Here is a 26,959-nt window from a genome sequence, read left to right as displayed (position 1 = left end):
GATATCCCACCGTCGACTCGTTGACGCGCTTCCTGACCGAGCGGGCCGACGGCGCGCCGCCCGGGCACCTCGCCACCGCTGTCGCCACGCCGGCCGCCGCGCCGGTCCGCGTCGGCGCGCCGAGCGGCGCGATCGCGGTGGTCGGACTCGCCTGCCGCTTCCCCGCTGCACGGACCGTCGAGGAGTACTGGCGCCTGATCTTCGACGGGGCCGAGGCGGTGCGCGAGTTCACGGTCGAGGAGGCCCTCGCCGACGGCGCGGATCCCGGCCTGCTCGCCGACCCGGCGTACGTCCGCGCCGGGACCGTCCTGCCGGACATCGACCGCTTCGACGCCGCGTTCTTCGGCTTCACCCCTCGCGAGGCGCAGATCCTCGACCCGCAGCACCGGCTGCTGCTCGAGTGCGTGTGGGAGGCGCTGGAACACGCCGGCTACGATCCGCAGGCGTACGCCGGCCAGATCGGCCTCTTCGCCGGCTCCGGTCGTAACACCTACTTCCTCGAGCACCTCAGCACGGCACCGGAGCTGATCCGGGCCGTGGGCGAGCACCAGCTGGCCATGAGCAACGACAAGGACTTCCTGGCCACCCGGATTTCGTACAAGCTCAACCTGACCGGACCGAGCATCAGCGTCAGCGCGGCGTGCGCCACCTCGCTGGTCGCCGTGCACATGGCCCGGCAGAGCCTGCTGACCGGCGAGTCGGACATCGCGGTGGCCGGCGGGGTGACCGTCTTCCCCGCGCAGCGGCGCGGCTACCTCTACCACGATGGCGGTCTGCTCTCCCCGGACGGTCACTGCCGGCCGTTCGACGCGGACGCGCGCGGCGCCATCGCCTCCAGCGGTGCCGGCGTCGTGGTGCTCAAGCGGCTGGAGGACGCGATCGCCGACGGTGACCTCGTCCACGCCGTGATCCGCGGCTCGGCAGTCAACAACGACGGCGCCCGGCGCGCCGGGTACGCGGCACCGGGCGTGCACGGCCAAGTCGAGGTGGTCAGCCGGGCGCTGGCCGCGGCCGGCGTCGACCCCCGGTCGATCAGCTACCTGGAGGCGCACGGCACGGGCACCCAGCTCGGCGACCCGATCGAGGTCACGGCGCTGACCGAGGCGTTCCGCCGCGGCACCGCCGACCGGCAGTTCTGCGCCCTCGGCTCGGTCAAGGCGAATATCGGGCACACCGACGCCGCCGCGGGCGTGGCCGGACTGATCAAGGCCGTGTTGGCGCTGCGCCACCGGACACTCCCGCCCACCGTCAACATCACCCGGCCCAACCCGAGCATCGACCTCGGGGCGAGCCCGTTCTACCTCAACGACACCGCCCGTCCGTGGCCAGCTGAGGACACGCCCCGGCGGGCGGGGGTGAACTCGTTCGGTATCGGTGGGACGAACGTCCACATCGTCCTGGAGGAAGCGCCGGCGCGGATTAGGCCGGCACCCCCGCAGCCCGGCCCCCGCCTGCTCGTCCTCTCCGCCCACACGGCCGCCGCGCTGCACCGTCGCACCGAGCAACTACACGACTATCTCTCCGCCCACCCGGAGGTCGACCTCGGCGAAGTCGCCGCCGCGCTGGCCCGGCGCCAGCCAATGAGCCACCGGAGGTTCCTGGTCTCCGCCGACCGCGAGGACGCCCTCACCGTGCTCGGCGACCCGACCGGCCCTCGGCTGCTCACCGCGACGCACGAGGCGGCCGACCGCGGCCTCGCCTTCGCCTTCCCCGGATACGGCGCGCAGCACGCGGGCATAGGCGCCGGCCTCTACCGGGCCGAGCCGGCGTACCGGGCCGTGGTGGACGAATGCGCCGAGCTGCTGCTTCCCACGCTCGGTCTCGACCTGCGGCCGCTGCTCTGCCCCGAACCGGCCGGCCCGGCCGAGGCACGGCTGATCGAGGAACCCCGGCTGGTCCCGGCCGCGCTCTTCGTCACCGAGTACGCGCTCGCCCGGCTGCTGATGGACCGTGGGGTACGGCCGGAGTTGCTGGCCGGGCACGGCGTCGGCGAGTACGTCGCCGCGTGCCTCGCCGGTGTCTTCCCGCCTGCGGACGCGCTGCGGCTGGTCTGCGCGTGGGGGCGGCTCACCGGCGGGCGCGACGACGCGTCGCTGCCGGAGGCCGTCCTCGCCGAGTTCCGGGTTGAGGCGCGCCGGGTGGACTATCGGGAGCCCCAGGTACCCCTCCTGTCGGGCCTGACCGGCAAGCCGGTCACTCCGGGCACTGTCACCGACCCCGAGTACTGGGTGCGGCACCTGCGGGAGTCCGGGAGCTTCGCAGCCTGTGCCGCGTTGCTGGCGCAGGATGACCTGGCGGTCGCCGAGGTGGGGCCGGGGCAGGCACTCGGCGAGCTGGCCCGGCAGGCCGGCGTGACGCCCGGCCGGGTGGTGCGGCTGATGCGCGACCTGGACGGCGAGGCCGACGAGGTGGCGACCCTGCTGGACGCGGTGGGCCGGCTGTGGCTGGCCGGCGTACCGGTCGACGGGGCACGCCTGAACGGCGGTGTCCCGCGCCAGCGGCTGGAGCTGCCCAGCTACCCGTTCGAACGGCAGCGCTACTGGGTGGATCGCCCCACCGCCGGCACGACCGTGAGCGGCGCCGCCGGCAGCCTGGTGCCGGGCGGCGACACCGCACCGCACGCCGACACCGTCAACGGGGCCGCGCCCGTCCTCGACGCCGTCGGCAACCGGCCGGCCCTCGGCAGCGCCTACGTGTCGCCCCGCGACGAAGCCGAGTCGCAGGTCGTGGCGATCTGGCAGGAACTGCTCGGCATCGCGCCGATCGGCGCGGACGACAACGTCTTCGAACTCGGCGCTGACTCGCTGCTCGTCACCCGCTTCGTGGCGCGCGTGCACGACCGGCTCGGCGTGGCACTGCGGATCGAGACGGTCTTCGCGCATCCGACCGCCGCCGGTGTCGCCGCCGCGTTGCCGAGCACCCCGGCGCCGGTGGTGGCACCGATCCCGCGCGCTGCGGCGGACGCCGGACCCGCCCCGCTGTCCTCCGGACAGCACCGACTGTGGTTCCTAGACCGGGTGTACGACGAGGTGGCGTACACGATGGGGACCGGGCTGCGGCTCGACGGCGACCTCGACGTGGCCGTCCTGCGCGCCGCGGTGGCCGAACTCGTCCGCCGGCACGAGGTGCTGCGCACCGTCTTCGTCGCCGACGGAGACGGCGATCCGGTGCAAGTAGTGCTGCCGACCAGCGCCATTGAGATGCCCGTGGTCGACATGCCGGCGGACGCGCCCATCGAACCGGACATCGAGCCGGCGGATCCCGTGTACGCGGCGCTGCTCGCCGAGATCCACCGCCCGTTCGACCTGGCGAGCGGTCCACTGTTCCGCCCGGTGCTCTTCCGGCTCGCCCCGGACCGGCACATCCTGTCGCTGACCATGCACCACAACGTCTCCGACGGCTGGTCCCTCGGGCTCATCAACACCGAGCTAGCCGCGCTGTACGACGCGTTCCTGGCCGGTCGTCCGTCCCCGCTGCCCGAGCTGGCCATCCAGTACCACGACTTCGCGCGGTGGCAACGTGAGCGGTTGGCGTCGCTGGCCGACCACGACGACATGCGCTACTGGCTGCACCAGCTCGACGGGGTGGCCACCACGCTGGAACTGCCCACCGACCGTCCGCGCCCGCCTGTGCAGACGTTCAAGGGCGCGGTCTGCGTCCGGGAGCTGGGACAACCGCTGACCGACGGGCTGCGCCGGCTCGGGCAGCAGGCCGAGGCCACCTTGTTCATGACGCTCCTGGCGGCGTTCCAGACACTGATGTTCCGCTACAGCGGGCAGCGCGACATCTGCGTCGGCACCCCGGTGGCAGGGCGGGTCCGGGCGGAACTGGAGCCGATGGTCGGCTTCTTCGTCAACATGCTGGCGCTGCGCACCACGGTCGACGATAGCTGGAGCTTCACCGACCTGCTGGCGCAGGTGCGCCGGACCTCGCTGGAGGCGTACGACCGCCAGGAGGTGCCGTTCGAGCGGGTGGTCGACGCAATCAACGTGCCGCGCGACCTGAGCCGCAACCCGCTGTTCCAGGTCATGTTCAACCTGCTGAACGTTCCCGAGCAGGGAAAACTGCGGATGGGCGGGCTGCATGTGGCGCCGCTCGACATCGAACCGGGCATAACCCAGCAGGACCTGGCGCTGTACGCGTACGAGCTCGACGAGGGGCTCCGCCTGCGGTTGGAGTACAACTGCGCGCTGTTCGACGCGGCGACCGCCGAACAGATGATGGCGCACCTTGAGACCCTGCTGGCCGCGGTGGTGGCCGACCCGTCGGTCCGACTGTCCGACATGGACATCATGACCCCCGCAGACCGGCATCGGCAGCTGGCCGAGTGGAATGACACCGCCCGGCCCGCACCGACCCTCGGCCTGGTTCAACTCTTCGAGCAGCAGGTCGACGCGGCCCCGGACCGGCCCGCCGTCACATTCGAGGGCACCACGCTCAGCTACGCCCAGCTCAACGCTCGGGCCAACCGGCTGGCCCATCGGCTGCGCCGGGCCGGAGTCGGCCCGGACCTGCCGGTGGCCGTCTCGCTGGAGCGTTCCGACCGGTTGCTCGTGGCGCTGCTAGGTGTGCTCAAGGCCGGCGGCGCGTACGTGCCGCTGGACCCTTCGTACCCGTTGGAACGGCAGCGGTACGTGCTGGAGGACAGCGGGGCCACCGTGCTGGTCGCCGAGACGGGCCTGGCCGGGCAGTTCCCGGACTTCGTCGGCGAAATGGTGTTCTGCGACGGACCGGAGCTGACCGCGCCGGACACCGACGTGCCGGACGACAACCCGGTGCCGCTGACCACACTCCAGCATCTGGCATACGTGATCTACACCTCCGGGTCCACCGGTCGCCCCAAGGGCGTACGTATCGAGCAGGCCAGCCTGGTCAACCTGCTCGCGGCGATGCGGGACGAACCGGGTTTCGCCGCCGACGACACGATGCTCGCCATCACCAGCTACGCCTTCGACATCTCCACCCTGGAGCTGTTCCTGCCGCTGATCGTGGGTGCCCGCGTGGTGATGGCCTCGCGAGAGGCGGCGTACGACGCGACCCGGCTGGCCGCCCTGATCGAGGCGGAGACCATTACGGTCATGCAGGCGACCCCGGCGACCTGGCGGTTGCTGCTCGGCTCCGGGTGGGCCGGCAACCCTGGGTTGCGGGCGTTCTGCGGTGGCGAGGCGATGCCGGCGGCGCTGGCCCGGGACCTGGCTGAGCGGGTGGCCGAGCTATGGAACCTGTACGGCCCGACCGAAGCGACGGTCTGGTCGACGGCGGAGCGCATCGAGCGCGGCGCGCCGGAGGTGACGATCGGACGACCGATCGCCAACACCCAGGCGTACCTGCTCGACACGGCGATGCGCCCGGTACCGGTCGGCGTGGTGGGCGAACTCTACCTAGGCGGTCTCGGGCTGGCCCGCGACTACCTCGACAGACAGGAACTCACCGCCGAGCGCTTCGTGCCCGACCCGTTCCACCCCGACGGGCGGCTCTACCGCACCGGCGATCTGGGCCGGTACCGGCGCGACGGCAGGATCGAGTTCCTCGGCCGCAACGACTCGCAGGTGAAGGTGCACGGGTACCGCATCGAGCTGGGCGAGATCGAAGCAACGTTGCAGCGCCACCCGACCGTGCGGGAATGCGCCGTCGTCGTACGCGAGGACGGCGGTGAGCCGGCCATCGTGGCCTACCTCGCCCTGCAGCCCGACGCCGATGACGCAGGCACCTCGCAGTGGCGGGCCCACCTGCGGACCTACCTGCCGGACTACATGGTGCCGGTGGCGTTCGTCGTACTGGACGCCCTGCCGCTGACGGACAATCGGAAGGTAGACCGGAAGGCGCTGCCGGCGTGGCAGCGCACCGGCGCCGCAGCCGGCGGGGCCGCGCCGCAGACCCCGCTGCAGCACGCCCTGGCGTCACGCTGGGCGCAAGTGCTCGGGTACGACACCGTCGGCATCGATGACGACTTCTTCGACCTCGGCGGCGACTCGTTCAAGGCCATCAACGCACTGCGCGGCCTCGACACCCCGATCAGCGTGCTCGACCTGTTCCGCTTTTCCACCATCCGTTCGCTGACCGAGCACGTCGAAAGCTCGGACGGCTCGGACGATCGGCTGCTGCACGAGCTCACCCCACCGCGGTCCGGCCGGCCGGCCACCTTGACCGTGATCGGCATACCGTTCGCCGGTGGTGGCGCGGCGACCTTCCGGCCGCTCGCCGAGGCGATGCCCGGGAACGTGGCGCTGTACGCCCTGGAGCGGCCCGGCCACGACCTGAACCGGGCGGACGAGCGGCAGCTGTCCATGGACGAGATCACCGCGCGGTGCGTGGCGGAGGTGGTCGAGGAGATCACCGGCCCTGTCGTCGTGTACGGCCACTGCATCGGTGGCGCCATCGCCGTCGAGCTGGGCCGCCAGCTGGAGGAGGCCGGCGTCGACCTGGTCCAGGTCGTCATCGGCGCCCACTTCCCGGCGCCCCGGCTGCCCGGCCGGCTGGCCCGATGGTGGCACCGGTTGTTCCCGGCGGAGCGCTGGACGTCCAAGCGCACAGCCCTGGAGAACCTGCGCGCACTCGGCTTCTTCACCGACGTCCTCGACAAACGGGAGAAGGAGTTCGTCATGCGGGTGGCCCTCTCCGACTGGGCGGTCGGGGAGGACTACTACACCGACGCCTACGCCGACGGGCTGCCGGGCAAACTGCGCGCGCCGATCGTCTGCGTAATCGGCGACGGCGACCGGGCCACGGAACTGTTCGAGGAGCGGTATCTGGAGTGGGAGTTCTTCGCCGACCGGGTGTCGCTGGAGGTGATCGAGTCCGCCGGGCACTACTTCGCGAAGAACCAGCCCCGCGAGCTCGCTGACATCATCGTCCGTACCGCCCGGCGGTCGGCGGCCGAGGCCGCGGTCGTACCGGCGCCGGGGCCGGCGCTTGCCGTGTCCCCGCCGGCCGGCATGCCGACCGTGCCCGCGCCACGGGCAGCCACGGCGGCTCCGGGTGACCCACCGGCGGTGCCAGCGCCCACGCAACGCCCACCGGCCCAACGGGCCCAGGCCAGCTTGACGGTGTTCTACCTGGTCGCCATCGGACAGCTCGTTTCGCTGGTCGGCACCGGACTCACCAGCTTCGGGCTGAGCCTCTGGGTCTACCAGCACACCGGGTCCATCTCGATGTTCGCTACCGCCGCGGTACTCGCGTTGCTGCCCGCGGTGGCGCTCTCCCCGATCGCGGGAGCTGTCGCCGACCGGTGGAACCGGCGTCTGATCATGGTGGGCGCCGACTCGGCGGCCGCCACCGGCACCGTGGCCTTGGGGCTGCTGTTGTGGCTGGGCGAGCTACAGCTCTGGCAGGTCTTCGCCGCGATCACCGTCACCGCCGTCTCCAGCGCCTTCCAACAGCCCGCCTACCTGGCAGCCGTCACGCAACTGGTCCCGAAGCGGTACTACGGCCGGGCCAACGGCATGGTGTCACTGGGCGGTGCCACCAGCAGTCTGTTGGCCCCGCTGATCGGTGGCGCGCTGGTGATCGCGATCGGGCTGCGCGGCATCGTCCTCATCGACCTGCTCACCTTCGCGTTCGCGGTGACCATCGCCCTCACGGTCCGGTTCCCCGACAGCATGTTCAAGAAGCGGGAAGAGACGTTCCGGCAGGAGATCGTCGGCGGCTGGCGTTTCATCACGCGCCGGCACGGCCTGCTCGCGCTGATCCTGCTCACCACACTGCTCAACTACTTCTTCTCCATCGTCGAGGTCCTGGCCACACCGCTGACGCTGTCCTTCGGCGATCCGTCGCTCCTCGGCACGGTGCTCGCCGCCAGCGGCGTCGGCCTGCTCCTGGGCAGCGTCGTCATGAGCGTGTGGGGCGGGACGGAACGGCGGACCATCGGCATTCTGTCCAGCGTGCTGTTCCTCGGCATCTCGCTGCTCACGGTGGGCCTGCGTCCGAACCCGCTCTTCCCGGCCCTGGGGCTGTTCGGAATGGGTCTGGCGACCGCGCTCGTCAACACCCACTGGCTCGCCATCGTGCAGGCCAAGGTCGGCCTGGAGCTGCAGGGGCGGGTCCTGTCGACCGGTCTGATGCTGTCCTGGATGACGGTGCCGGCGGGATTCCTCACCGCGGCGCCGCTGGCCGACAACGTCTTCAAGCCGCTGGCTTCGAACGGCACGGTGGCGGCCACCCTCGGCGCGGTGATCGGGACCGGCCCGGGCCGGGGAATCGCGATGGCCACGATCGTCGCGGGGCTGTGCACTCTCCTGCTCGGCGCCGCCGGCTTCGCGTACCGGCCGATCCGCCGGCTAGAGGACGAACTGCCGGACGCCGACGCGAGCGTGGTGATCAACGACAAAGACCGTCTCCAGGAACTGGCCGACCGCCGGTTGGCCGACCGCACCGGCCGGGAACCGGACGCGCCGGCACCCGCCGAGGACCGCGAGCGGTGAGCGCGCCGTACCCCGTTACCGTTTGGGGTCTTGTGACGTGTCTGTGGGTGGTTGGGCGCGTCGTTGATGGCGCACGCCGTTGTCCTGCCTAGGTTCTGGCTTGTCGAAGGTCAGAACTGGGTGGGCGGGAGAACGGCGTGCGTTCTGCCAGGGTATGGGCTGGGTTGTGCGGGGTTCGTTACGCGGTCAATCGGTGAGTCAGGGCGGTGTGGCGGCGGCCGGCGCCGACGGTGCGGACGGCTGCGGCGAGGGCTCGGCGGGAGCCGACGAGGACGACGAGTTGTTTGGCGCGGGTGACGGCGGTGCCCGTCAGCAGTAACTTGGACGCGAATCGACGATGCCGTCGCAGCCATCGACCGCTGAGGCAAAAGCTGCAGTAGCGACGTTATGCTGGCTGGGTGTATTCGACAGGGCCCAGCAAGTCGGGCGGCGACTTGTCTGTAGATCACCAAGCCGAGCCACGACATCGCCCGGCCGTCTTCATTTCTCACGCTCGAGGTCGACAAATCGGCAAGGCGGCAGCGCTTTTAACTGCTGGGGCGGTAGGGAGCGTCGGGACGGGTCAGGGCTCGTCCAGCCGCCGCTGTCGTCGTACCGCTGCACCTACAGCAAAATGTGGATTACCGTGAAATACACCTGGGGCCTGAGCCTGCAGTCGACCGAGAAGTCCGCCCTGCAAAGCATGCTGAACACCTGCAGCTCCTGACGTCCCAGGGCGTCCGCGGATTCTCAGGCCGCAGGGTTGCCGCTCAGTGTGTCCGACAGCCGGGAGAAGCAAGCGCGGGCGTCCGAGGCGGTGAAGGTGATGCCACAGCTGGGCCGACGTGGTTAAGGGGGCGGCAGCTTGCAGCGCCGGGCTTTGCCGCCCCTCCACCATTCATTGCCATCGGGGAGCGGACCCTCTATCAGCGGCGTCTGGACCGTGATCCTGGATTGTGGACCAGACCCTCTCGTGGGCCAGGGCAGCCAGCACCTGCGGGACCACGTCAGCGGGTGATCCGCCGAGGCCGGCCGGGCGGGCCGCCCGGCTTCGGCTGGCAGGTGGGTAGTCCAATGGCGGCGGTGAGCATGCAGGCCGCACGGGTGTCGAACGCATCCGAGATGTCCTGGTCGTAGAAGGTCAGGCCGGTGCCGCCGTGGCCGAGGGTGAAGGCGGCCAGTTGCAGGCGGCCGGCGGCGACCCCCGCCTCGAGTTGGGCGACCCGGTACCCGCGCTCGCCGTACCCGTCGAGGACCTGGTCGAGATCGGCGCAGGCGAAGTCGGTGAACGCCGAGTCGCCGCCGAGCGGCTGGTCCAGGCAGAGCCTCTGGCTCAACGCCCGAACCGTGGGCTCCGGTGCCGGCCGGCGTAGCTGCGGCGGGCCGTCGACCTGCTGGTAAAGGCCCGGCTCCATGCCGTGCACCGCGTGGACCGCGACCTCGTGGGAGAGCAGGGTGGTCCCGGTCGGGATTGCGTCGGCGGGAACCGCTCGGGTCGCTGTCGCCATCGCCCAGTGCAACAGCTCGGCGGGGGCGAGTTGGTGGCGCATCCGCCGGGTGGAGCCACGGCGCAGGATGATGGACTCGATCGGCTCGCTGCCAGCCGCAGCCGGTGCATCGACGGTGCCGGTGGCGCGGGGCAGGCCCGCGACCGCGGCCGCCCGCCAGCCGGTCACGTCGTCGCCCGTGGTGAGCTCGCCGGCCCGCTGCACCCGGTTGACCAGCGGGAAGTCGGCCGGCGCGGGGGAGAGCTGCGTCGGCGGGAACTGCGGCGGAGGTAGCTCGACCGGTTCGGCGGCGGCGTTCGCGGTGGGCCGCCCGCAGGTGATCACCGCCACCGGGAACTCCGTCACGCCGTCAACGCCGAGCAGGCGAGACACGGCGGCGTCGACGAAGCCTAGCCGTACCCGCACGGGTAGCCCGTGGCCTTCGGCGACGGCGAGCAGATTCGCCAGCATTGTCCCGGCGTCCCAGTAGACGTGCCGCCAGCCCCGTTCGGCGTACTTCCACGCGGTGCGCCACGGTAGGCCGGTGACGACGAGGGCGAGCGGGCTGGCCGCGACGTCTCGGTCGGCGGTGGCGTGGGCCAGCGCCAGGCGGTGGTCCCCGTCCGCGAGTGCCTCCAGGCCGAACACCTCCGGCGCGAAGTGGTACAGCCCGGCGTCGAGCCCGGCCACCTCGCTGGCCACCGCGTACACCTCGAGGGGGTGGAGATTGCCGGCGGAGGGGGCGGCCCGGAACCAGAGGTTGTCTCCGGCGGTTCGGGTGACGCCGGCCGAGTAGAACAGCAGCCGGGCGAGGAGGTCACCATCGATGGTCGGGTCGCTCGGCGGTACCCGCCCGGACAGGGTCGCCACGGCCGGCGCCCCGGCCGGCGGCAGGTCGCGGGGGAGAGGGTGCACCGGTGCCCCGAGGTGGCGTTTGAACGGATGGGGCCGGTTGCTGGGGTCCATTGGGACGAACCCCGCGATACCCGGCGGCCGGCCGCCGCGATACTGGTTCGTCTGGTGGTGGTAGAGCCGGGTCACCTCGCCGGTGCGCATCCGCCGGGCATACCCGCAGGCACCCGACGTATGCCCGCCTGCCGTCTGCGGCGCGCACCCGCCGTGCAGCCGTCTTAATTCGGTGCTGCCGAGCACATGTAGTAGTGCAGGTCCAGGTCACAGCTGATGCCGCGCAGTGATCGCTTGGCGGCGACCAGCTTCTGGAAGGCCAGCAAGACCCCGACTTCACGCCGAAGATGCGCCGGATCCTGGACCTCTACGGCCACCCACCCGCGGACGGTCGGGTGATCTGCGTCGACGAGCTCGGGCCGCTGAAGCTGCAATCCCGCCCCGGCCGCGGCTGGCGGCCCAAGGGACAGCCGACGCGGCTGCGGGCCACCTACACCCGTGACCAGGGGGTGCGGCACATGATGGCCGCCCTCGACCTGTCCAGCGGAAAGCTGCACTACCGGGACTATCTCGCTTGACACTCCCGCATCAGCGTGACGACCAGCAGGTCACCACGACGACAGAGGCACCGCCCGGCAACCCGCCGGCGGGCATCTTCATGCCCCTACATCCGCACCGCCGATGACGGCTACATCCTCAAGAACGCCGGGCAACAGTCGCCTAGCGCTGGTGGATCGTCGCCTGGGTCACCCCAGCCTTGAGCTGGGCAGTCCGCGTCGGGTGGCGAGCGCGTTGTCAACCACTCCTGGCGCCTCGATTCATCGGCCGGGCCATCGTGCGACGGCCGATACGCGCTTTTCACCACGCCCATCCCATAGAACCATGTGCCACTATTGACACATGACTGTCGCCGCTGACACACTCCGTTCCACCCACCAGAGGCGAAGGAGTTTCCTCAGCGATGAACCACTCCAGGGCGCACAGCCTCGATAACACCGAGCTCGCGAAGTTCTACGAGGCCGCAGGATTCCGGGGCCGAGTGGGATGGGGCGAGCGTCCCGCCATCCTCGTGATCGACATGGCCGGGGCATGGACCAGCCCGGACGAACAGATCGGTACCGACCTTTCGGGTGTAGAGGCCAACATCGTGAAGCTTTTGGCGGAGGGGCGCCGCGCCGGCCTGCCGATCATCTTCACGACGATGGCGTGGGACCCGAGCCACAGCGAGATCGGTGAGGTAGTCAAGCGCAAGACCCCGCACAGCCTGAAGATGCTCCACGGGACCGACCGGGTGGCCCTACGGCCGCAAATGGAGCGCCGCCCCGACGAGCCGCTGGTCGTCAAGCCCCGCGCTTCGGCCTTCTACGGCACCAATGTCGACGGCATGCTGATCTCGGCCAAGGCCGACACCGTCATCATCGTGGGTTGCAGCACGAGCGGTTGCATCCGCGGAACCGCGGAGAGCGCGTTCAACCGAGGCTTCCATGTCATCGTGCCGAAGGAGGCCGTCGGCGACCGGTCGCGCTCGGCGCACGAGGCGAACCTGTTTGACATCGATGCCCGGTACGGTGATGTCGAGCCGGTCGAGGCGGTGCTGGACCGCCTTCGTCGGCTGCCCTCGGCGGAGCGCGCGTAATGAACCCCACCGAAGGAACACCGCTGCTGCGCGCCTGCGGGCTCAAGAAGTCCTTCGGCCAGCTCGAGGCGCTGCGTGAAGGAAACCTCATCGTCAATCGCGGCGAGGTTGTGGCGATCGTCGGTGACAACGGCGCCGGGAAGAGCACCTTCATCTCCTGCATCGCGGGCGCGCTCAGACCCGATGCGGGTGAGGTGTTCCTCAACGGGAACCCGCTCGAGCTGGGTTCCATCCACGCCGCCATGCGGGCGGGCATCGCGACCGTCTACCAGGACCTGGCGATGGCGCCCGAGCTCTCAGTCGCGGAGAACATCTTCCTGTCCACCGAACTCCGGCGCAGGGGCATCGCGGGCCGGCTCGGTCTCGTTGACCAAAAGGCGATGCGTGCTCGGGCGGCGGCCCTCATGGACGAACTCGGCATCACGACCCTCGCAGACGTCAGTGCCGTCGCGGGATCGCTGTCTGGCGGGCAGCGCCAGGTCGTGGCGGTGGCGCGGGCGGTATCACGGGCCGGCCAACTCATCATCCTCGACGAGCCGACGGCGGCCCTCGGCGCGAGGCAGTCGCAGATCGTCCTCGACACGATCCACACGATGCGCGAGCGGGGGCTTGGCGTCGTGCTCATCTCGCACGACCTGCCTCGTGTGCTCGAGGTGGCGGACCGGATTGTGGTGATGCGGTTCGGTCGGGTCGTGGCGGAGGTCGCTCCCCGGGGGCAGACCGTGCGGCACATCGTCTCGCTCATGCTCGGCGAAGAGTCCGCTGCGAAGGAGAGTGCCGCATCATGACGGTAGGGCAGATCCAGACGAGTTCGACGCCCGAGCAGGGACCACCCCGACCGCCCTCGGCGCCGCCGAGGCCCGGGCCGCGGGAAGTGCTTCATCGGCTACGCATCCTGCAGTCCACGACGTCCTATGTCGCCTGCGCCGTTGTCGCGCTCACGCTGATCTTCGCCGTGCTCACGTCGGGGAACTTCCTGAACACCTCGAACCTGCAGTCGATCGGTAGAAACAGCGCCGGTCTCATGCTCCTCGCGGTCGGACTCGCGTTCGTCCTCGGTGCCGGCCACATCGACCTCAGCGTCGGTTCCACCCTGGTGCTGTCGTCCGTGGTCTCAGCCAAGGTCATCGTCGCGTTCGCGGCGTCGGCCGGGGCCGGCTGGGCGATCGTCATCGGCGCGATCTGCGGCGTCCTGGCGGGCGCCGCCATGGGTCTGCTCAACGGCGTTCTCGTCACCAGGCTCCGGATCAACTCCTTCGTCGTCACGCTCGGCACCATGGGCGTCGGCATCGGCCTGGCGCAGGTCATCACGAACGGCTCGAATGTCATCGGACTGCCGACGGTGATCCAGCGCGGCTTCGGGATCGCGAACTGGTTCTCGATCCCGCGGCCGCTCCTTCTCTCGCTCGCGCTGTGCCTCGTCGCTGCCGGTGTGCTCACCCAGACCGTGTTCGGGCGCCACGCGTTGGCGACCGGCTCGTCCGAGGCCGGGGCCCGGCGCGCCGGCGTGAAGGTGGATCACACCACCATCGGCGTGTTTCTTCTGGCAGGCACGATGGCGGGGGTTGCCGGCTTCCTGGACATCACCCGGTTCGGCACCACGGCGATCTCCGGTCACGAGACGACAATGCTCCAGGCACTCTCGGCAGTGATCATAGGTGGGACGAGCCTCTTCGGCGGTCGGGCGTCCGTGCTCGGCGCGATGATCGCGACCTTCATCTCGACGGTCCTCCTGGCCGGCTTCGTCATGATCGACGTCTCGTCCTTCTACCAGCGCATCGCCATCGGCGTTGTCCTGATCATCGCCGTGTGGGTGGACAGGCTCCGCCAGGCGCGCGCAGCCACCACGTAGTTCCCCTCGGCGAAACATACAACGATGTAGTTCGGAGGCTTAACGATGCAACGACGCCGCTTAATCGCACTCCCCACCGCCGCGCTCGTCGCCGTACTGGGCATCACCGGCTGCTCCGGCGACGCAGGCGGATCGGGTGCCGGACGGCTCGACATCTCTCTGCTCACCACCTACAACGGCCTGCCGTTCTACACGGCGATGCAGTGCGGGGCACAAGATGCCGCGAAGGAACTCGGCGGTGACATCAAGATCACCGCGGAGGGACCGTCGCGCGGCATGAACGCGGCGGACCAGATTCCCGTGCTCGAGGGTGTCGTCAACCGGCATCCGGACGGCATGATCTTCGTACCGGCCGACCCGGTTGCCATGCTGGCACCGGCACAGACCGCGATTAGCGCCGGTATCCCGATGGTCACCGCGGACGCCTCCCTGCAGGACGAGATCGCGATGGCGCAGTTCCGTGGCGACAACAAGGCGGGCGGCCGCCTCGCGGCAGAGGAGCTCGTCCGGCGCGTCGGCGAGCGGCGCGGGAAGATCCTGGTGCTGGATGTCCGCCCGGGCCTTCCGGTGACCAATCTCAGGGCTGAGGGGTTCATTGAGGCCCTCAAGGAGCTGAACTCGGGCCTGGAGGTCCTCAAGACCCAGTACCACGAGGACGACCCGACCAAGGCCGCCGTGATCGTGGAGAGCGCGCTGCAGTCGAACCCCGACATCGTCGGGATCTTCGGCACCTCCGAGGCGGCCAGCATGGGCGCGGCGTCGGCGCTGCAGGCACGTTCGACCGAGGACATCACCGTCATCGCCTTCGACGCCGGACCCTCGCTCGTGCAGGCGCTCAAGGACGGCGTCCTCGACGCGCTGGTCGCGCAGGGCTCCTACCGCATGGGTTACGACGGCGTGAAGACGCTCGTGGCCTACCTGCGGGACGGGAAGAAGCCGGCATCCTTCGACAACGTCATTGACAGCGTGATCGTCACCGCGAAGAACGTGGACGAGCCCGACGTGGCGAAGATGCTGTATCCCGCCTCGTGCAGCTGACCGTCGTGACGGGCGAATCCTGACCCCAGCGAATGGACCAGGCGGGAAGCTACGGTGTGTTTCCTACCTCGAACGGGCGTTCATTCATTAGCAGATCGGCATGGACAACAGACGGTGGATACACAGCTCAGTGGTGAACTCGACGAGTCGATCGACGCGCTTCTCGAGCCGCGGCAGGCGCAACTGCTGCTGATAATCGCTCGCGCCAGCTACCCGCTCGGCGCGCGTGAGCTCATCCGCAGGCTCGACGGTTCGGACAAGCGACTCAGCGAATCGACGGTGAACCGGCTGCTTCGCCAGCTGGACCAGCAAGGCCTCACCGAGTCGCTGGACGGGCGCGGTCGGGTGCTGTCGAAGACCGGTCGAGCCGTGGCTACCAGGATCGTGCGCGAGGAGCGGTGGCGACAGCAGTTGAGCACCCTGGACATCCGCACCCTGAGCGACGTCCAGGACCTGCTGCGCGCGCGCCGCGGAATCGAGCGGGAGGTTGTCAGATCGGTCGCGCTGACCGCGACGAAGGCGGATATCGCCAGGTTGCGGCAGTCGATAGCGGCATACGGGGAATCGATCGACAGCGAGCGCCGCCGGCTCATCACGGTGGACTTCCACAAGGCTCTCACCGAGATGAGTGACAACCCCATCCTCCGCAGCGCCGCGATGGTCCTGTTCGACACGCGTTTCGACGTCTTCGAGCAGATCCTCGACGCCATGACGGCGGGGCGCGGCCGGACCCACGAGGGCCCGCACGAGCACGACGAGGTGGTCAACGCCATAGAGCGCCACGATCCCGACGCCGCCGAGGCCGCGATGGTTGCGCACCTGAATCGACTGCTGGAGGACGCGTCCGGCGAAGTTTCGGAAGCAACACAAAAGACTATTGAGCGGCTGCTCCGCGAGCACACCACGCCGGACATTCGCTTGGGGAGAGATTGGTGAGCGACGGATACGACACGATCGTCAGGAACGGGCTCGTCGTCGGACAGGCCGGTGCGCGGGTCCAGGACGTGGCGATCACAGACGGCCGGATCGCCGCCCTGCTCCCGCCCGATGCCGCTGCTCCCGCGGCAGAGGAGATCGACGCGTCGGGACTGGTGGTCACGCCCGGCGGCATCGACACGCACACCCACGTTCGATGGCCGCACGACGGCATTCACACCACGGACGACTTCCTCTCGGCTACCCGCGCGGCCGTCCTCGGCGGCACGACGACCATTGTCGACTTCGTGCCCCCCGGCGACGGCGACCTGCTGAACCGCTGCCGGGACCGGGTCGACGAGGCGGCGGCCGCTGCGGTCGTGGACTTCGGCTTCCACCCCATCCTCACCTCGGCCGACGAGGCGACGCTGAAGGCGATTGGTGCCGTGATCGCGGACGGGTTCACGTCGTTCAAGATGTACACGACGTACGAGGACCGCCGGGTGGACGACGGCGACGCGTGGTACCTGATGAAGGCGATCGCCGCCGACGGCGGCCTGCCCGGCTTCCACGCGGAAAACCACGAGCTGCTGAAGAGCGTGCTCGAGCACGAGGTGCAGGAAGGCCACCTTGGTGTGGAGCACTACCCCCGGAGCAGGCCGGGGCTCGCCGAGGCCGAGAGCATCCAAATGATCGCGCTGTACGCGAAGCGGCTCGGTACGCCAGCGTACATCTTCCACATCTCCGGCAGCGAGGCGCTGGACGCGGTCCGGGCAGCGCGTGCCGCGGGCGTGCAGATCTTCGCCGAGACGTGCACGCACTACCTGACGCTGGACGACTCGTGCTTCCGCCGTCCAGATGCGTGGAAGTACGTGATCTCGCCGCCCCTGCGCGGTGCCAGCGACCGGGAGGACCTGTGGGCCGGCGTGACCCAGGAGGCGATCGTCTCGGTGGGCTCGGATCACTGCGCCTACCTTCGGGACGTCAAGAACGTGCCGTCGGATGACCACCGAGCCATCCCGGCCGGCGCGCCCGGGATCGAGGCCCGCACACCGCTGCTGTTCGCCGGCTGCGTCGACCGTGGCCTCGGGTACGACGCCTTCGCCGCCGTCTCCGGCTCGCGAGCCGCGAAGGTGCTTGGGCTTCAGCACAAGGGCGTCATCGCGCCCGGCTACGACGCGGACCTCGTCATCTGGGACCCGGACGCAGAATGGCATGCTGATCTCGCGGTAAAGGCCTCGTCGAACACGTTCTCCCTGTATGACCGGACAACAACGCGGGGCAGGCCGAAGCATGTACTGCTGCGTGGCACGGCTGCCGTGCGGGACGGGGAGTTCGTGGGCCGGGCAGGTGCCGGTCGTTTCATCGCGCGGCCTCCCCGCGGAGAGGTGGGCAGTTCACGGTGAAGGTCCTTGTGACGGGTGGGAGCGGGACGGTCGGCCTCAGCCTTGTCGAGGCCCTGCTCGGGCATGGCATCGAGACCGTCGTGTACGCCCTGGCCCCGCCGCCGCCCATCGCCGGGGACGAGTTCGAGGCCCGTGGTTCAGTCACGTACGAGCTGGGTGACGTCCTCGACGGCGAGCGTCTCTATCAGGTCCTCCGGCGGCACGACGTCGATGTCGTCGTCCATGCCGCGGCGATGACGCCCGACCCGAGGGCCGAGCTGACGGCCGGCCCCGCCGTCCTCAACGTCAACTGCGCGGGTTCGCTCACCGTCGTGATGGCGGCGAGCCGGGCCCGGGTCCGTCGCGTCGTCCACGTCAGCTCGATCGCCGCATACGGCACGAGCAGCACGACGGAGCCTCTTCTGTTGGAGGAGGCGACCCCGGACCGCCCGGAGACGCTCTACGAACTGTCGAAGTTCACCGCAGAGAAGGCGGTGCTCAGGGTCGGGCCGGCCCTTGGGACCGAAGTCGTGTCGGCGCGCATCGGCGACGTTTTCGGCAGATGGGAGCACCGCACGACGATGCGCGCCACGATGAGCGCCCCGTTCCAGGTCGTGAGCCTGGCGCTCGCCGGCGGGGAGGCCCGGCTCCCGCGCCCGGGCCGCAAACCGTGGGTGTACAGCGTCGACGTCGCCGAGGCGCTCCGCGTGCTGGTGGCCGCGCCGGTGCTCGACCACTGCGTGTACAACGTCAGTTCGCCCTTCTCCTGGGGGGTCGACGACTGGTGCGCCCTCGCCGCCCGCGCCTTCCCGAGCTTCCGGTACCGAGTTGTGGGCGAGGGCGACAGCGCGAACGTGCGCCTTTTCGGCGACAACGCCCCGATGTCGTTGGACCGGCTGGCCGACGCCGGGTACACGGCGAAGTTCGACCTCGCACGCGCCTTCAGCGACTACGTGGAGTGGATTCGCCACCATCGCCCGCTGCTGGACACCTGACGAGATCGAGGACGCCGCACAGCTTCCGCCGGGGAATGCTCCGCCTCATCACGTGAAGGGGTGATGCTGTCATGACGACGAAGCGCACGACGGACAACGTCCGTGGGAGGGTCACCGACACCGAGTTCGCCCGCCGCCACGCGGGCGTGAAGGCGATCATGGAGCGGCTCGACCTCACCGCGACGGTCGTGTGCGGACGGGACGACGAGACGGGGATCGACCGCGGCCGTTTCCACTACGTGACCGATTTCGAGGCGCTCAACGGCCAGTGGTTCGCGGTCCTGTTCCGGGACAGCGGCCCGGTGATTTTCCAGCCGGCCTACGTGGGTCGCGCCTGGGCAGACTACGCCTCGCGGATCCGAGACATCATCGTCGCGGTGGACCAGGCGGCCGACATCGCGTCGCTGCTCAAGGAGCGCGGGTCGGCCACCGGCCGAGTCGGGGTCGTCGGGCTGGGCGACGTCATGAAGGTCAACGATCTCAGGACCCTGGAGCGGCTGGCGCCGGCAGCCGAGCTCGTCGATGTCACCGCTGAGCTGGACCAGATGATGGCCATTAAGAGCGATGAGGAGATTGGCTACCTCGAGGAGACGGGCGGGATGTGCCGGCGGGCCTTCGACGCGATCGCCGAGGCGATCCGGCCCGGTGTCACGGAACGGTACGTCACGTCGAAGGCGTTCCAGGTCATCAAGGAGATGGGCGGGACCACCGGCTTCATCCACGTCGCACGCAGCGGCGGCATCCGCACCTTCCATCCGCCGACGGATGACGTCCTGGAGCGGGGCGACGTGATCGGCTTCGACCTCGAGCACAAGGGCCCGTCCCACTACGGCGTGGAGGTGACCCACTACTTCAGCGTCGGACCGGCGCCCGCCGAGTACGTGCAGATGTTGGACGCCGAGATGCGGGTGTTCACTGCCGCCCGGGAAGCGCTGCGCCCCGGCGCGAACGCAGGCGCGGTGATGGAGGCGATGTCGGCCGCCGCCGCCGAGTCCGGGATGTACATGGCCGGGCCTGTAGGGCTGGGCCCGGTGATGTTTCACGGTCATGGCGTGGGCCTGAACTTCTTCTGCCCGCCCTACGTGCCCGGCGATGGTCCGATCGAGGCGGGCATGGTGCTCGCCCTCCACCCGTGGACCGGACCGGAGCGAGGCGACAAACTCGCCGTCACCGCGCTCGACACCGTCGTCGTCGGCGAGGACGTGAGCCGGTCCCTCGTGCTTCCGGCAAGGGGCTTGATCGAGCGGTGAACGCCGCCTCCGGGTGCGTCCGCCGCACCCACCCGTGACGAATGACCTGGGGACGCGGCGGCTTACCCCTTGAGCGACCGCCGCCGCTCGGGCGCGGGTCGGAAGGATCCGACCGGTGCCCGGGCGGCGGGCCGTCGGCTCCGCCCGTACCTGCTGCTCTCAGCAGTGATGTCGGTTCTCTACCGCCTGCTCCGGACGCTGGTACCCGGTCGGGCGGTGGTGTACGAGTTCAGCGGCCACCTGGCCGTAGGCGGGAGCGTCGTTCCCGCGCAGCGGCGGCGCGGGTCAGGCCGTCCAGCGTAGCTTGTGCCAGGTGAACGCCGCGCGGCTGGCGGACGGGTCGAGGCAGAGCGCAGTCGCACACGGCGATGGCCGGGCCGGGACGGATTCTGTGCGGCGCGACCAGCGCGGCGGCGGGCGGTGTGAGATTGAGTGCGGCCGAGGTGGCGCCGGCCGACCGGCTGATGTGGACGGTCAGCTGATCTCAGCGACGCGAAAGTGTTGATTGGTGCGACCGCAGCGCCGTGAGGCGCCGGCGTCAAGGCCCTACGGCCGCTACACGGTCGGGCTGTGCCCGAACCTTGATCCGGCGCCTCAGCCTCGATGGGAAGTCCCGCCGGGCGAGGCGCGAACGTGACAAACTGCTTCACGAGCACCTGCCCGACGGGCCGATGCAACAGAGCCGATCAATGCCTCAGACGCCAGCGCTGATCTTGGCGGAGCCTCCGCTTAGGGACATGCCGGCGTCACCGCCGCCTCAACTGTTCCGACGCGGGCCTCGACCTGCGCACCCTGGCCGACTCCGGCTCGTCGAGGGGTGCCGTCACGTCCAGGAAGCAAGCTGGATGGGGTCCTGGGGGAGGAATTGTCCTTGCCAGGACCCGACGAATTTGCCATCCCGTGCAACGACTTGACCGCGCACGAGCGTTAGGACAACCTGCCCCCGGCCTGAGATGTCGCCATAGGGCTGGTAGTCGCTGCCCCACGACGCCGGCTCGTTCGGCCACCGCCACGAGACGTTGGGGTCGACGACGATGATGTCCGCGTCCGAGCCGATGCGGATGATGCCCTTGCGGGGGAAGAGCCCAAAGGTCTCGGCGGGCCCCCGCGCGGTGACCCTGGCGAAGTCGATGAGCGAGAGGCGGTTATCGCTGACCGCTCGGGACCACAGCATCGGCATCCGAACGTCGATTCCGGGCGCGCCCGCCGTCATGTTCGTGAAGTCGTCCGCGTCCGGGTGCTTGTGGCGTCGGCCGTACGCGCAGTGGTCTGATCCGACGCACGCGAGTTCGCCGGTCGCCAGCGCGTTCCAGAGATCGTTCCGGTCCTCGTCGCCGCGGATCGGGGGAGTGATGACGTACATCCACCGGTTTGCGCCCCGGTAGACAGCGTCGTCGAAGACGAGGTAGTGGGTGCACGTCTCCCCGCGCACGGCCGTACCCAGCTTCCTGGCGCGGCGGATGGCTTGCAGGCCGGCGCTGCCCGACACGTGGAAGATGAAGATCGGTACGCCGTGGTCGCGCGCGTACAGGGACACAAGATCGATAGCTGCCTCTTCCGCGAGCCCCGGCCGTGATTCCGGGAACTCCGCGATGCCGTGGCCGGCGGCGGCGACGGTGCGATGGGTGGCGTCCGCGATGAGCTCGTGGTTCTCCGCATGGAACCCCGCCAGGCCGTTGGCGGCGGCGATCGCATCCATGATCCGGTAGATCTCACCGTCGGTGAGGCGCATGTCCTCGTACGTAGTGAAGATCTTGAAGCACCGCAGTCCCAGCTCGGCCATGCGTGCCACGTCCGACACAGTGATGTCGTCGGCGCTGGTCAGGATCGGCCGGAAAGAGTAGTCGGTGGCGCACCGGTTCTTGGCCTGGTGCAGGCGCCGGAGCGCGGCGTCGTAGTGGCTCTCCGCCGAGGGTGGGGGAACGAAGTCCAGGATGGTGGTCGTGCCGGAGACCGCGGCGGCGGCGGTGGCCTCGGCGAAGGTGTCGAGGCTGTGTCCGTCGCCTACCGGCCACTGAATGTGCGTGTGGGTGTCGATGCCGCCGGGGAGGACGAAGCAGTCGCTCGCGTCGATCGTTTCCGCGGCGACGTGCGGCGTGCCCGGTGCCATGAGGGCGGCGATCCGGCCTCCGTTGATCCCGATGTCCAGCCGCACGACATCGCTGTCAGCGACCACCGTACCGCCGACGATCACGGTCTCGAAGTTCTGGTGCGCGCTCATCTTCCTCCCCTGAAGGGGGTTCCTCAAATATGAGGAACCTGTTACGGTTCCGCCAACCCTAGAGCAGGCATGAAGGTAGGGCAATGCCAACTGGCGCAGTACGAGAGCTGGTCACCAACGCCGAAAAGCCTGGTGAGGAGGGCTCTGCAGTGACCGAGATGCAGTTCGCACTGCTGTCGCGGCTGGCCGAGGTTGACTATCCGTGCGGCGCGCGACTGCTGCACAAGCACCTCGAGGCGGCGGGCTTCGCGGTGAGTGAGGCGAGCGTGTCCCGGGTCCTGCTGGACCTGGACGAGGCCGGGCTGACGTCGCGCGCCGGCTCCAAGGGCCGGTCGATCACCGATGCCGGCCGGCAGTTGGTGCGGGCGATCCGGGACAGCCGCGACCGCGACGCGGAACTGGCTCGTGCCCTCGACATCAACACGATTGAACAGGTCTTCGACCTGTTGCACGCCCGCCGCGCCGTGGAGAGCGAGGCGGCGCGCGCGGCCGCCGAGCGGATCACGGAGTCGGAACTGGTCGAACTCCGGGCGCTGCTTGAGCAGCATCGCCACCACCTCGAGAGCGGAAGCGTCGGACGGCAGTGCGCCCAGATGTTTCACCGGGTGCTCATGCAGTTCTCGGGCAACCCCCTGCTCATCACCCTCGGCAACACGATTCTCAGTGACCAACTCGACTACCTCGAGGGTGTCCTCGATGTCGTGACGGCCCTCCGGGGCTCGGCCGACGAGTCGCCCAACGATCATGCGGTGATACTCGATGCGCTGGCCGCCCGCGATCCGGACGCGGCCGAGCGCGCTATGCGCGCACATCTCAGCCGGCTGATCGGGGACCTGAAGGACTTCGCGGCCACCGACAACACCCCCGTCCTGTCCAGGGTGCTTCGCATGATGCAGGGCTAGCCCTTTCCCGTTCAGCCCTGCGCGAGGACCCGACGAGAAGCACGACCCAACGAGAAGAAGGAGCAAGTCATCGTGCGCCAGCACGCATACGGCGATCCCGAACTGACCAAGCAGTACCTGGAGGCCGGCTTCGGCGGCCGCGTCGGCTGGGGCCGTCGCCCCGCCCTGCTTGTCATCGACATGGCGGGCGCGTGGACCCGCACCGACGAGATGATCGGATCGGACCTGTCCGAGGTGACGAAGTCCATCCAGCAGCTGCTGGAGGTCTTCCGTGAGAAGGACTTGCCCCGGTACTTCACCACCATGGCGTTCGACGCGTCGATGCGCGACGTCGGCTCGGTGGCCTCGAAGAAGACGCCGCACCTGTTGAAGATGGTCCGCGGCTCCGAGCGCGTCGCGCTGATCCCCGAGCTGGAGCGCCGCCCGGACGAGCCGCTGATCGAGAAGCCACGCGGCTCCTCGTTTTTCGGCACGAACCTCACGGCCCAGCTCGTTTCCGACGGCGTGGACACCGTGGTCGTCACGGGCTGCTCGACCAGCGGCTGCGTCCGCGCCTCCTGCGAGAGCGCCATCGACCTCAACTTCCGGGTCATCGTGCCGCGCCAGGCCGTCGGTGACCGCTGCGCCAGCGCCCATGTGGCGGCGCTGTTCGACATCGACAACCGCTACGGGGACGTCGTCGAGCTCGAGGACGCCCTGTCCCACCTTGCCGGCATGGGCGAGCCGGAACCGCTGTTCCGTCCATGACCGCCATCCAGAGGAGGACCTGTGACCCCTGTGCTTGAGCTGCAAGGGGTGGGCGTCACCTACGGCGCGGTACGCGCCCTGTCGGGCGTCAACCTCACGGTGGATCCCGGTGAGGTGCTCGCGCTGGTGGGAGACAACGGTGCCGGCAAGTCGACCCTTGTCAAGAGCATCTGTGGCGCCCGCCCCCCTGACGAGGGGACCATTCTCATCGCCGGCGAGCCGGTCGTCGTGGACAGTCCCCGCCGGGCCACCGAGCTCGGCATCGCGACCGTCTTCCAGGACCTGGCACTGTGCGACGACCTCGACGTCGTGAACAACCTGTTCCTCGGCCGGGAGATCCGCAAGAAGCCGTGGGGCAACCTCGACCACGCGGCGATGGAAAGCCGGTCGTGGGAGCTGCTCGGCTCGCTCAACGCCAGAACGATCAAGAGCGTCCGGGCGAAGGTGGCTCGGCTGTCGGGCGGGCAGCGACAGTCGGTGGCGATCGCCCGCGCGCTGGTCGGAAACCCCCGGCTCGTCCTGCTGGACGAACCGACCGCCGCGCTCGGCGTCGCGCAGACCGCCGAGGTGCTGGATCTCGTCCGGCGGCTGCGGGACCAGGGCATCGCCGTGATCATCATCAGTCACAACATGGCTGACGTGATGGCGGTCAGCGACCGGATCCACGTGCTGCGTCTCGGTCGCACGAACGGCGTCTTCACCACCGCACAGGTCAAAGTGGACGACGTGGTGGCCGCCATCACCGGGGCGACCCTGCGCGCTGAGGAAGGAGTGGGCGCATGACCGTCTCTGTCTCAAGAAGCGAGCAACCGCAGGCCGTTCGCCCCTGGTCCAGACTCCTGGCCCTGCCCTCGGGCGGAGACCACGGGTTCCGCACCGTCCTCATCGGCATCGTCGGCCTCTGGGCGCTGCTCTACGCGCTGAACCCGAGGTTCCTCACGGTCGGGAACCTGAGCAACCTCCTGCTTCAGATCGCGGCCGTCGCGGTCCTGTCGATGGGCGCCGTCATCGTCCTGCTGCTGGGCGAGATCGACCTGTCGATGGGTTCGGTGAGCGGGCTGTGCGCCGCGGTCATGGCCGTGGTGAACAGCAAAATCGGCGTTCCGGCACCACTGGCCATCGTCGCGGCGATCCTCTGCGGCGTCGTCATCGGCGTCATGCACGGCGTCGTCGTGACCCGGTTCGGCGTACCGTCCTTCGTGGTCACCCTCGGCGGGCTGCTCACCTGGCAGGGCGTGCAGTTGGCCGTGCTGGGCGAGCAGGGCAACCTGAACATCACCGACAGCTTCATCGTCAGCCTCACCTCGACCTACGTGCCAAACTGGTTCGGCTGGACCGTCACGCTCCTCGCCAGCGCCTACCTGCTGGCGTCGGCGCTGATTCACCAGCGCGGCCACAGGCACCCGTCCGGGGAGCAGCCCTCCTGGCTGAAGGTGCTGCTGCCCCGCATTCCGGTGGTCGCGCTGGTCCTGATCGGCGGCACGCTGCTCATCAACCACCGCGGCATCCCGCTCGTGGTACTCATCGTCCTCGCCGTGGCGACCCTGATGAGCTACGTGCTCACCGCCCGCAAGGTGGGCCGCCACCTGTACGCGATCGGCTCCAACGCCGAAGCGGCACGCCGCTCCGGTGTGCGGGTGGACCGGATCAAGGTAGCGGCGTTCGCCTGCACCGCGGGGCTCGCCGCCCTCGGTGGCATCCTCGCGGCCTCCCGACTGTTCGCGGTGAACCAGTCTTCCGGACAGGGCAGCCTCCTGCTGCTCGCCATCGCCGGAGCCGTCATCGGCGGCGTCAGCCTCTTTGGCGGCGTGGGCACTGTCTGGCAGGCGCTGCTCGGCTCGCTGCTGATCGGCTCGATCGCCAACGGCATGGATCTGCTGTCCATGCCCTCCTCCTACCGCTTCACCGTCACGGGCGCCGTGCTCGTCCTAGCGGTGGTCATCGATGCCCTGGCACGCCGACGGGCCGCCCAACGCGGGTGACCGCGACCCCTATTCCCCCACCCCTCTCACATTCCCCCACCCCTTTCACCTTGAGGACACGAGATCATGAACAGGAGCTCACTTCGCCGCGGGCGCATGGTCGCGGCCGCCGTTCTCATCACCACCGCTTCGGTCGCGCTCACGGCCTGCGGTGACAGCGACGGCGGGGACAGCGGCAAGAACGCATCCCCGACGATCGCCTACCTCGCGCCGGAGACCATCACCCCCCGCTACGAGGCCATCGAGAAGCCGGCGCTGACGAAGCGGCTGAAGGAAATCTGCCCGGACTGCCGGCTGATCACGGCCAACGCCAACTCCGACCCGTCGCAGCAACTGCAGCAGGCCGAGAACGTCATCGCCGACGGCGCCAAGGTCATCATCACGAACCCCGTGGATAGCAAGGCCGCCGCGGGCATCGCGGCGCGGGCCGAGGCCAACGACGTGGCCGTGATCTCCCTGGGTCGCCTGATCCAGAACGCGAACGTGTCGTGGAGCCTCACCATGGACACCGCCCAGGCCGGCCGGGACAAGGCGCTGTCGCTGGCCGAGGCGCTGGCCGAGCAGGGGCACCCCAAGGGCCCGATCGTGATGATCAACGGTGCGCCGGGCGACACCGATGACGCCAAGATGAAGCAGGGCGCCGAGGAGGTCTTCAAGGAGAAGGGGATCGAGGTCGCCATGCGCTTCGACACCCCGCAGTGGGACCCGTCGAAGGCGCAGCAGGAGATGGACCAGGCGATCACCGCGCTCGGCCGCGACGGGTTCTTCGGCGTCTACTCAAGCAACGACGGTATGGCCGGCGGCGTGATCGCCGCGATGAAGTCGGCCAACATCGATCCGCGGACGCGTCCTGTGACCGGCCTCGACAACGACGTGGCCGCGCTGCAGCGGATCATCACGGGCGAGCAGTACATGACCGAGTTCCAGGACATCGTCGACGAGGCGACCAAGGCGGCCGACGTCGCCCTGCATCTCGGCCGCGGTGAGGAGGTCCCCGCCCAGTACAAGGAGGCCACGGTCAACAACGGCAAGATGGACGTGCCGACCTACCTCTTCGAGATCGGCCCGATCAACCAGAAGAACATCAAGCAGTACTTCGACGAAGAGAAGCTCGACGCCAGCAAGGTCTGCTCGGGCGACTTCGTCGCGGCCTGCCAGAAGCTAGGGATCACCGTCTAGCGCGCGCTCCCGCGGGTGCGCCCGAATCGGCGGGCGCACCCGCGGACCGGGGATCAGCTGGCACC

The 26,959-nt window shown here is 69.4% G+C and carries 18 protein-coding genes; 16 read left to right on the top strand and 2 right to left on the bottom strand.

The features are described 5' to 3' along the window. Positions 1 to 20: 20 nt before the first annotated feature. Together FXF52_RS28115 and FXF52_RS43320 are read left to right on the top strand one after the other, a co-directional pair. Entirely contained in the window at positions 21 to 8,420 is an 8,400-nt protein-coding gene (locus FXF52_RS28115; protein WP_148801348.1) for a non-ribosomal peptide synthetase/type I polyketide synthase, read from the top strand. A gap of 193 nt (positions 8,421 to 8,613) precedes the next feature. After that, positions 8,614 to 8,739 (top strand): hypothetical protein, encoded by a 126-nt coding sequence (locus FXF52_RS43320; protein ID WP_255472418.1) that lies wholly within the window; start codon positions 8,614 to 8,616, stop codon positions 8,737 to 8,739. A gap of 667 nt (positions 8,740 to 9,406) precedes the next feature. On the opposite strand, the gene FXF52_RS28105 is transcribed toward FXF52_RS43320, so the two are convergent. Beyond that, positions 9,407 to 10,942: a SagB family peptide dehydrogenase gene (locus FXF52_RS28105; RefSeq protein WP_148801346.1), complete on the bottom strand. Its 1,536-nt coding sequence runs from the start codon at positions 10,940 to 10,942 to the stop codon at positions 9,407 to 9,409. Positions 10,943 to 11,139: 197 nt separating this feature from the next. On the opposite strand from FXF52_RS28105, the gene FXF52_RS28100 reads away from it, so the two are divergent. The 9 genes from FXF52_RS28100 to FXF52_RS28060 all read left to right on the top strand — a co-directional run bounded on the left by FXF52_RS28100 (position 11,140) and on the right by FXF52_RS28060 (position 19,863). Beyond that, positions 11,140 to 11,370: a hypothetical protein gene (locus FXF52_RS28100; RefSeq protein WP_222870718.1), complete on the top strand. Its 231-nt coding sequence runs from the start codon at positions 11,140 to 11,142 to the stop codon at positions 11,368 to 11,370. Positions 11,371 to 11,753: 383 nt separating this feature from the next. Beyond that, the gene (locus tag FXF52_RS28095) at positions 11,754 to 12,428 is read left to right on the top strand and encodes an isochorismatase family protein (protein ID WP_148801345.1); all 675 of its coding nucleotides are present in this window, start codon (positions 11,754 to 11,756) and stop codon (positions 12,426 to 12,428) included. Then, complete coding sequence (locus FXF52_RS28090) at positions 12,428 to 13,216, top strand: ATP-binding cassette domain-containing protein (RefSeq protein WP_148801344.1); 789 nt, start codon at positions 12,428 to 12,430, stop codon at positions 13,214 to 13,216. Before FXF52_RS28095 ends, FXF52_RS28090 begins: the two co-directional genes overlap by 1 nt. Beyond that, the gene (locus tag FXF52_RS28085) at positions 13,213 to 14,280 is read left to right on the top strand and encodes an ABC transporter permease (RefSeq protein WP_148801343.1); all 1,068 of its coding nucleotides are present in this window, start codon (positions 13,213 to 13,215) and stop codon (positions 14,278 to 14,280) included. Before FXF52_RS28090 ends, FXF52_RS28085 begins: the two co-directional genes overlap by 4 nt. 45 nt (positions 14,281 to 14,325) lie before the next feature. Further along, the gene (locus FXF52_RS28080) at positions 14,326 to 15,318 is read left to right on the top strand and encodes an ABC transporter substrate-binding protein (RefSeq protein WP_148801342.1); all 993 of its coding nucleotides are present in this window, start codon (positions 14,326 to 14,328) and stop codon (positions 15,316 to 15,318) included. A 114-nt stretch (positions 15,319 to 15,432) separates the two neighbouring features. Then, positions 15,433 to 16,254, top strand: coding sequence for a FadR/GntR family transcriptional regulator (locus FXF52_RS28075; protein WP_187413747.1), 822 nt, complete (start codon positions 15,433 to 15,435; stop codon positions 16,252 to 16,254). Then, positions 16,251 to 17,639 (top strand): amidohydrolase family protein, encoded by a 1,389-nt coding sequence (locus tag FXF52_RS28070; RefSeq protein WP_222870716.1) that lies wholly within the window; start codon positions 16,251 to 16,253, stop codon positions 17,637 to 17,639. The genes FXF52_RS28075 and FXF52_RS28070 overlap by 4 nt, the downstream gene beginning before the upstream one ends. Next, on the top strand, positions 17,636 to 18,613 hold the full coding sequence (locus FXF52_RS28065) for an NAD(P)-dependent oxidoreductase (RefSeq protein ID WP_148801339.1): 978 nt from the start codon (positions 17,636 to 17,638) through the stop codon (positions 18,611 to 18,613). Before FXF52_RS28070 ends, FXF52_RS28065 begins: the two co-directional genes overlap by 4 nt. 71 nt (positions 18,614 to 18,684) lie before the next feature. Beyond that, positions 18,685 to 19,863: a M24 family metallopeptidase gene (locus FXF52_RS28060; protein ID WP_148801338.1), complete on the top strand. Its 1,179-nt coding sequence runs from the start codon at positions 18,685 to 18,687 to the stop codon at positions 19,861 to 19,863. Positions 19,864 to 20,686: 823 nt separating this feature from the next. Here FXF52_RS28060 and FXF52_RS28055 read toward each other — a convergent pair. Then, entirely contained in the window at positions 20,687 to 22,084 is a 1,398-nt protein-coding gene (locus FXF52_RS28055; RefSeq protein WP_148801337.1) for an amidohydrolase family protein, read from the bottom strand. Between the two features lie 158 nt (positions 22,085 to 22,242). Here FXF52_RS28055 and FXF52_RS28050 point away from each other — a divergent pair, with 158 nt between their 5' ends. The 5 genes from FXF52_RS28050 (at position 22,243) to FXF52_RS28030 (ending at position 26,894) form a co-directional block, all read left to right on the top strand. After that, positions 22,243 to 22,986, top strand: a complete 744-nt coding sequence (locus FXF52_RS28050) for an FCD domain-containing protein (RefSeq protein ID WP_255472419.1) — start codon at positions 22,243 to 22,245, stop codon at positions 22,984 to 22,986. A gap of 72 nt (positions 22,987 to 23,058) precedes the next feature. Further along, positions 23,059 to 23,733: an isochorismatase family protein gene (locus FXF52_RS28045; RefSeq protein WP_148801335.1), complete on the top strand. Its 675-nt coding sequence runs from the start codon at positions 23,059 to 23,061 to the stop codon at positions 23,731 to 23,733. 21 nt (positions 23,734 to 23,754) lie between these two features. Further along, positions 23,755 to 24,516: an ATP-binding cassette domain-containing protein gene (locus tag FXF52_RS28040; protein WP_222870715.1), complete on the top strand. Its 762-nt coding sequence runs from the start codon at positions 23,755 to 23,757 to the stop codon at positions 24,514 to 24,516. Next, positions 24,513 to 25,715: a sugar ABC transporter permease gene (locus FXF52_RS28035; protein WP_148801334.1), complete on the top strand. Its 1,203-nt coding sequence runs from the start codon at positions 24,513 to 24,515 to the stop codon at positions 25,713 to 25,715. The genes FXF52_RS28040 and FXF52_RS28035 overlap by 4 nt, the downstream gene beginning before the upstream one ends. 66 nt (positions 25,716 to 25,781) lie before the next feature. Continuing rightward, positions 25,782 to 26,894 (top strand): substrate-binding domain-containing protein, encoded by a 1,113-nt coding sequence (locus FXF52_RS28030; RefSeq protein ID WP_148801333.1) that lies wholly within the window; start codon positions 25,782 to 25,784, stop codon positions 26,892 to 26,894. The last annotated feature ends 65 nt before the right edge of the window (positions 26,895 to 26,959 follow it).

This window comes from Micromonospora sp. MP36, assembly GCF_008119785.1.
In the GTDB taxonomy this organism is placed as follows: Bacteria; Actinomycetota; Actinomycetes; order Mycobacteriales; family Micromonosporaceae; genus Micromonospora.
This window is presented reverse-complemented; position numbering and strand designations above follow the sequence as displayed.

Excerpts from the sequence above, each read along its gene's own strand:
- FXF52_RS28035 (WP_148801334.1), top strand. The coding sequence starts at position 24,513 with ATGACCGTCTCTGTCTCAAGAAGCGAGCAACCGCAGGCCGTTCGCCCC.
- FXF52_RS28100 (WP_222870718.1), top strand. The coding sequence starts at position 11,140 with ATGCGCCGGATCCTGGACCTCTACGGCCACCCACCCGCGGACGGTCGG.
- FXF52_RS28085 (WP_148801343.1), top strand. The coding sequence starts at position 13,213 with ATGACGGTAGGGCAGATCCAGACGAGTTCGACGCCCGAGCAGGGACCA.
- FXF52_RS28055 (WP_148801337.1), bottom strand. The coding sequence starts at position 22,084 with ATGAGCGCGCACCAGAACTTCGAGACCGTGATCGTCGGCGGTACGGTG.
- FXF52_RS28090 (WP_148801344.1), top strand. The coding sequence starts at position 12,428 with ATGAACCCCACCGAAGGAACACCGCTGCTGCGCGCCTGCGGGCTCAAG.
- FXF52_RS28030 (WP_148801333.1), top strand. The coding sequence starts at position 25,782 with ATGAACAGGAGCTCACTTCGCCGCGGGCGCATGGTCGCGGCCGCCGTT.
- FXF52_RS28080 (WP_148801342.1), top strand. The coding sequence starts at position 14,326 with ATGCAACGACGCCGCTTAATCGCACTCCCCACCGCCGCGCTCGTCGCC.
- FXF52_RS28050 (WP_255472419.1), top strand. The coding sequence starts at position 22,243 with ATGCAGTTCGCACTGCTGTCGCGGCTGGCCGAGGTTGACTATCCGTGC.
- FXF52_RS28060 (WP_148801338.1), top strand. The coding sequence starts at position 18,685 with ATGACGACGAAGCGCACGACGGACAACGTCCGTGGGAGGGTCACCGAC.
- FXF52_RS28095 (WP_148801345.1), top strand. The coding sequence starts at position 11,754 with ATGAACCACTCCAGGGCGCACAGCCTCGATAACACCGAGCTCGCGAAG.
- FXF52_RS28105 (WP_148801346.1), bottom strand. The coding sequence starts at position 10,942 with ATGCGCACCGGCGAGGTGACCCGGCTCTACCACCACCAGACGAACCAG.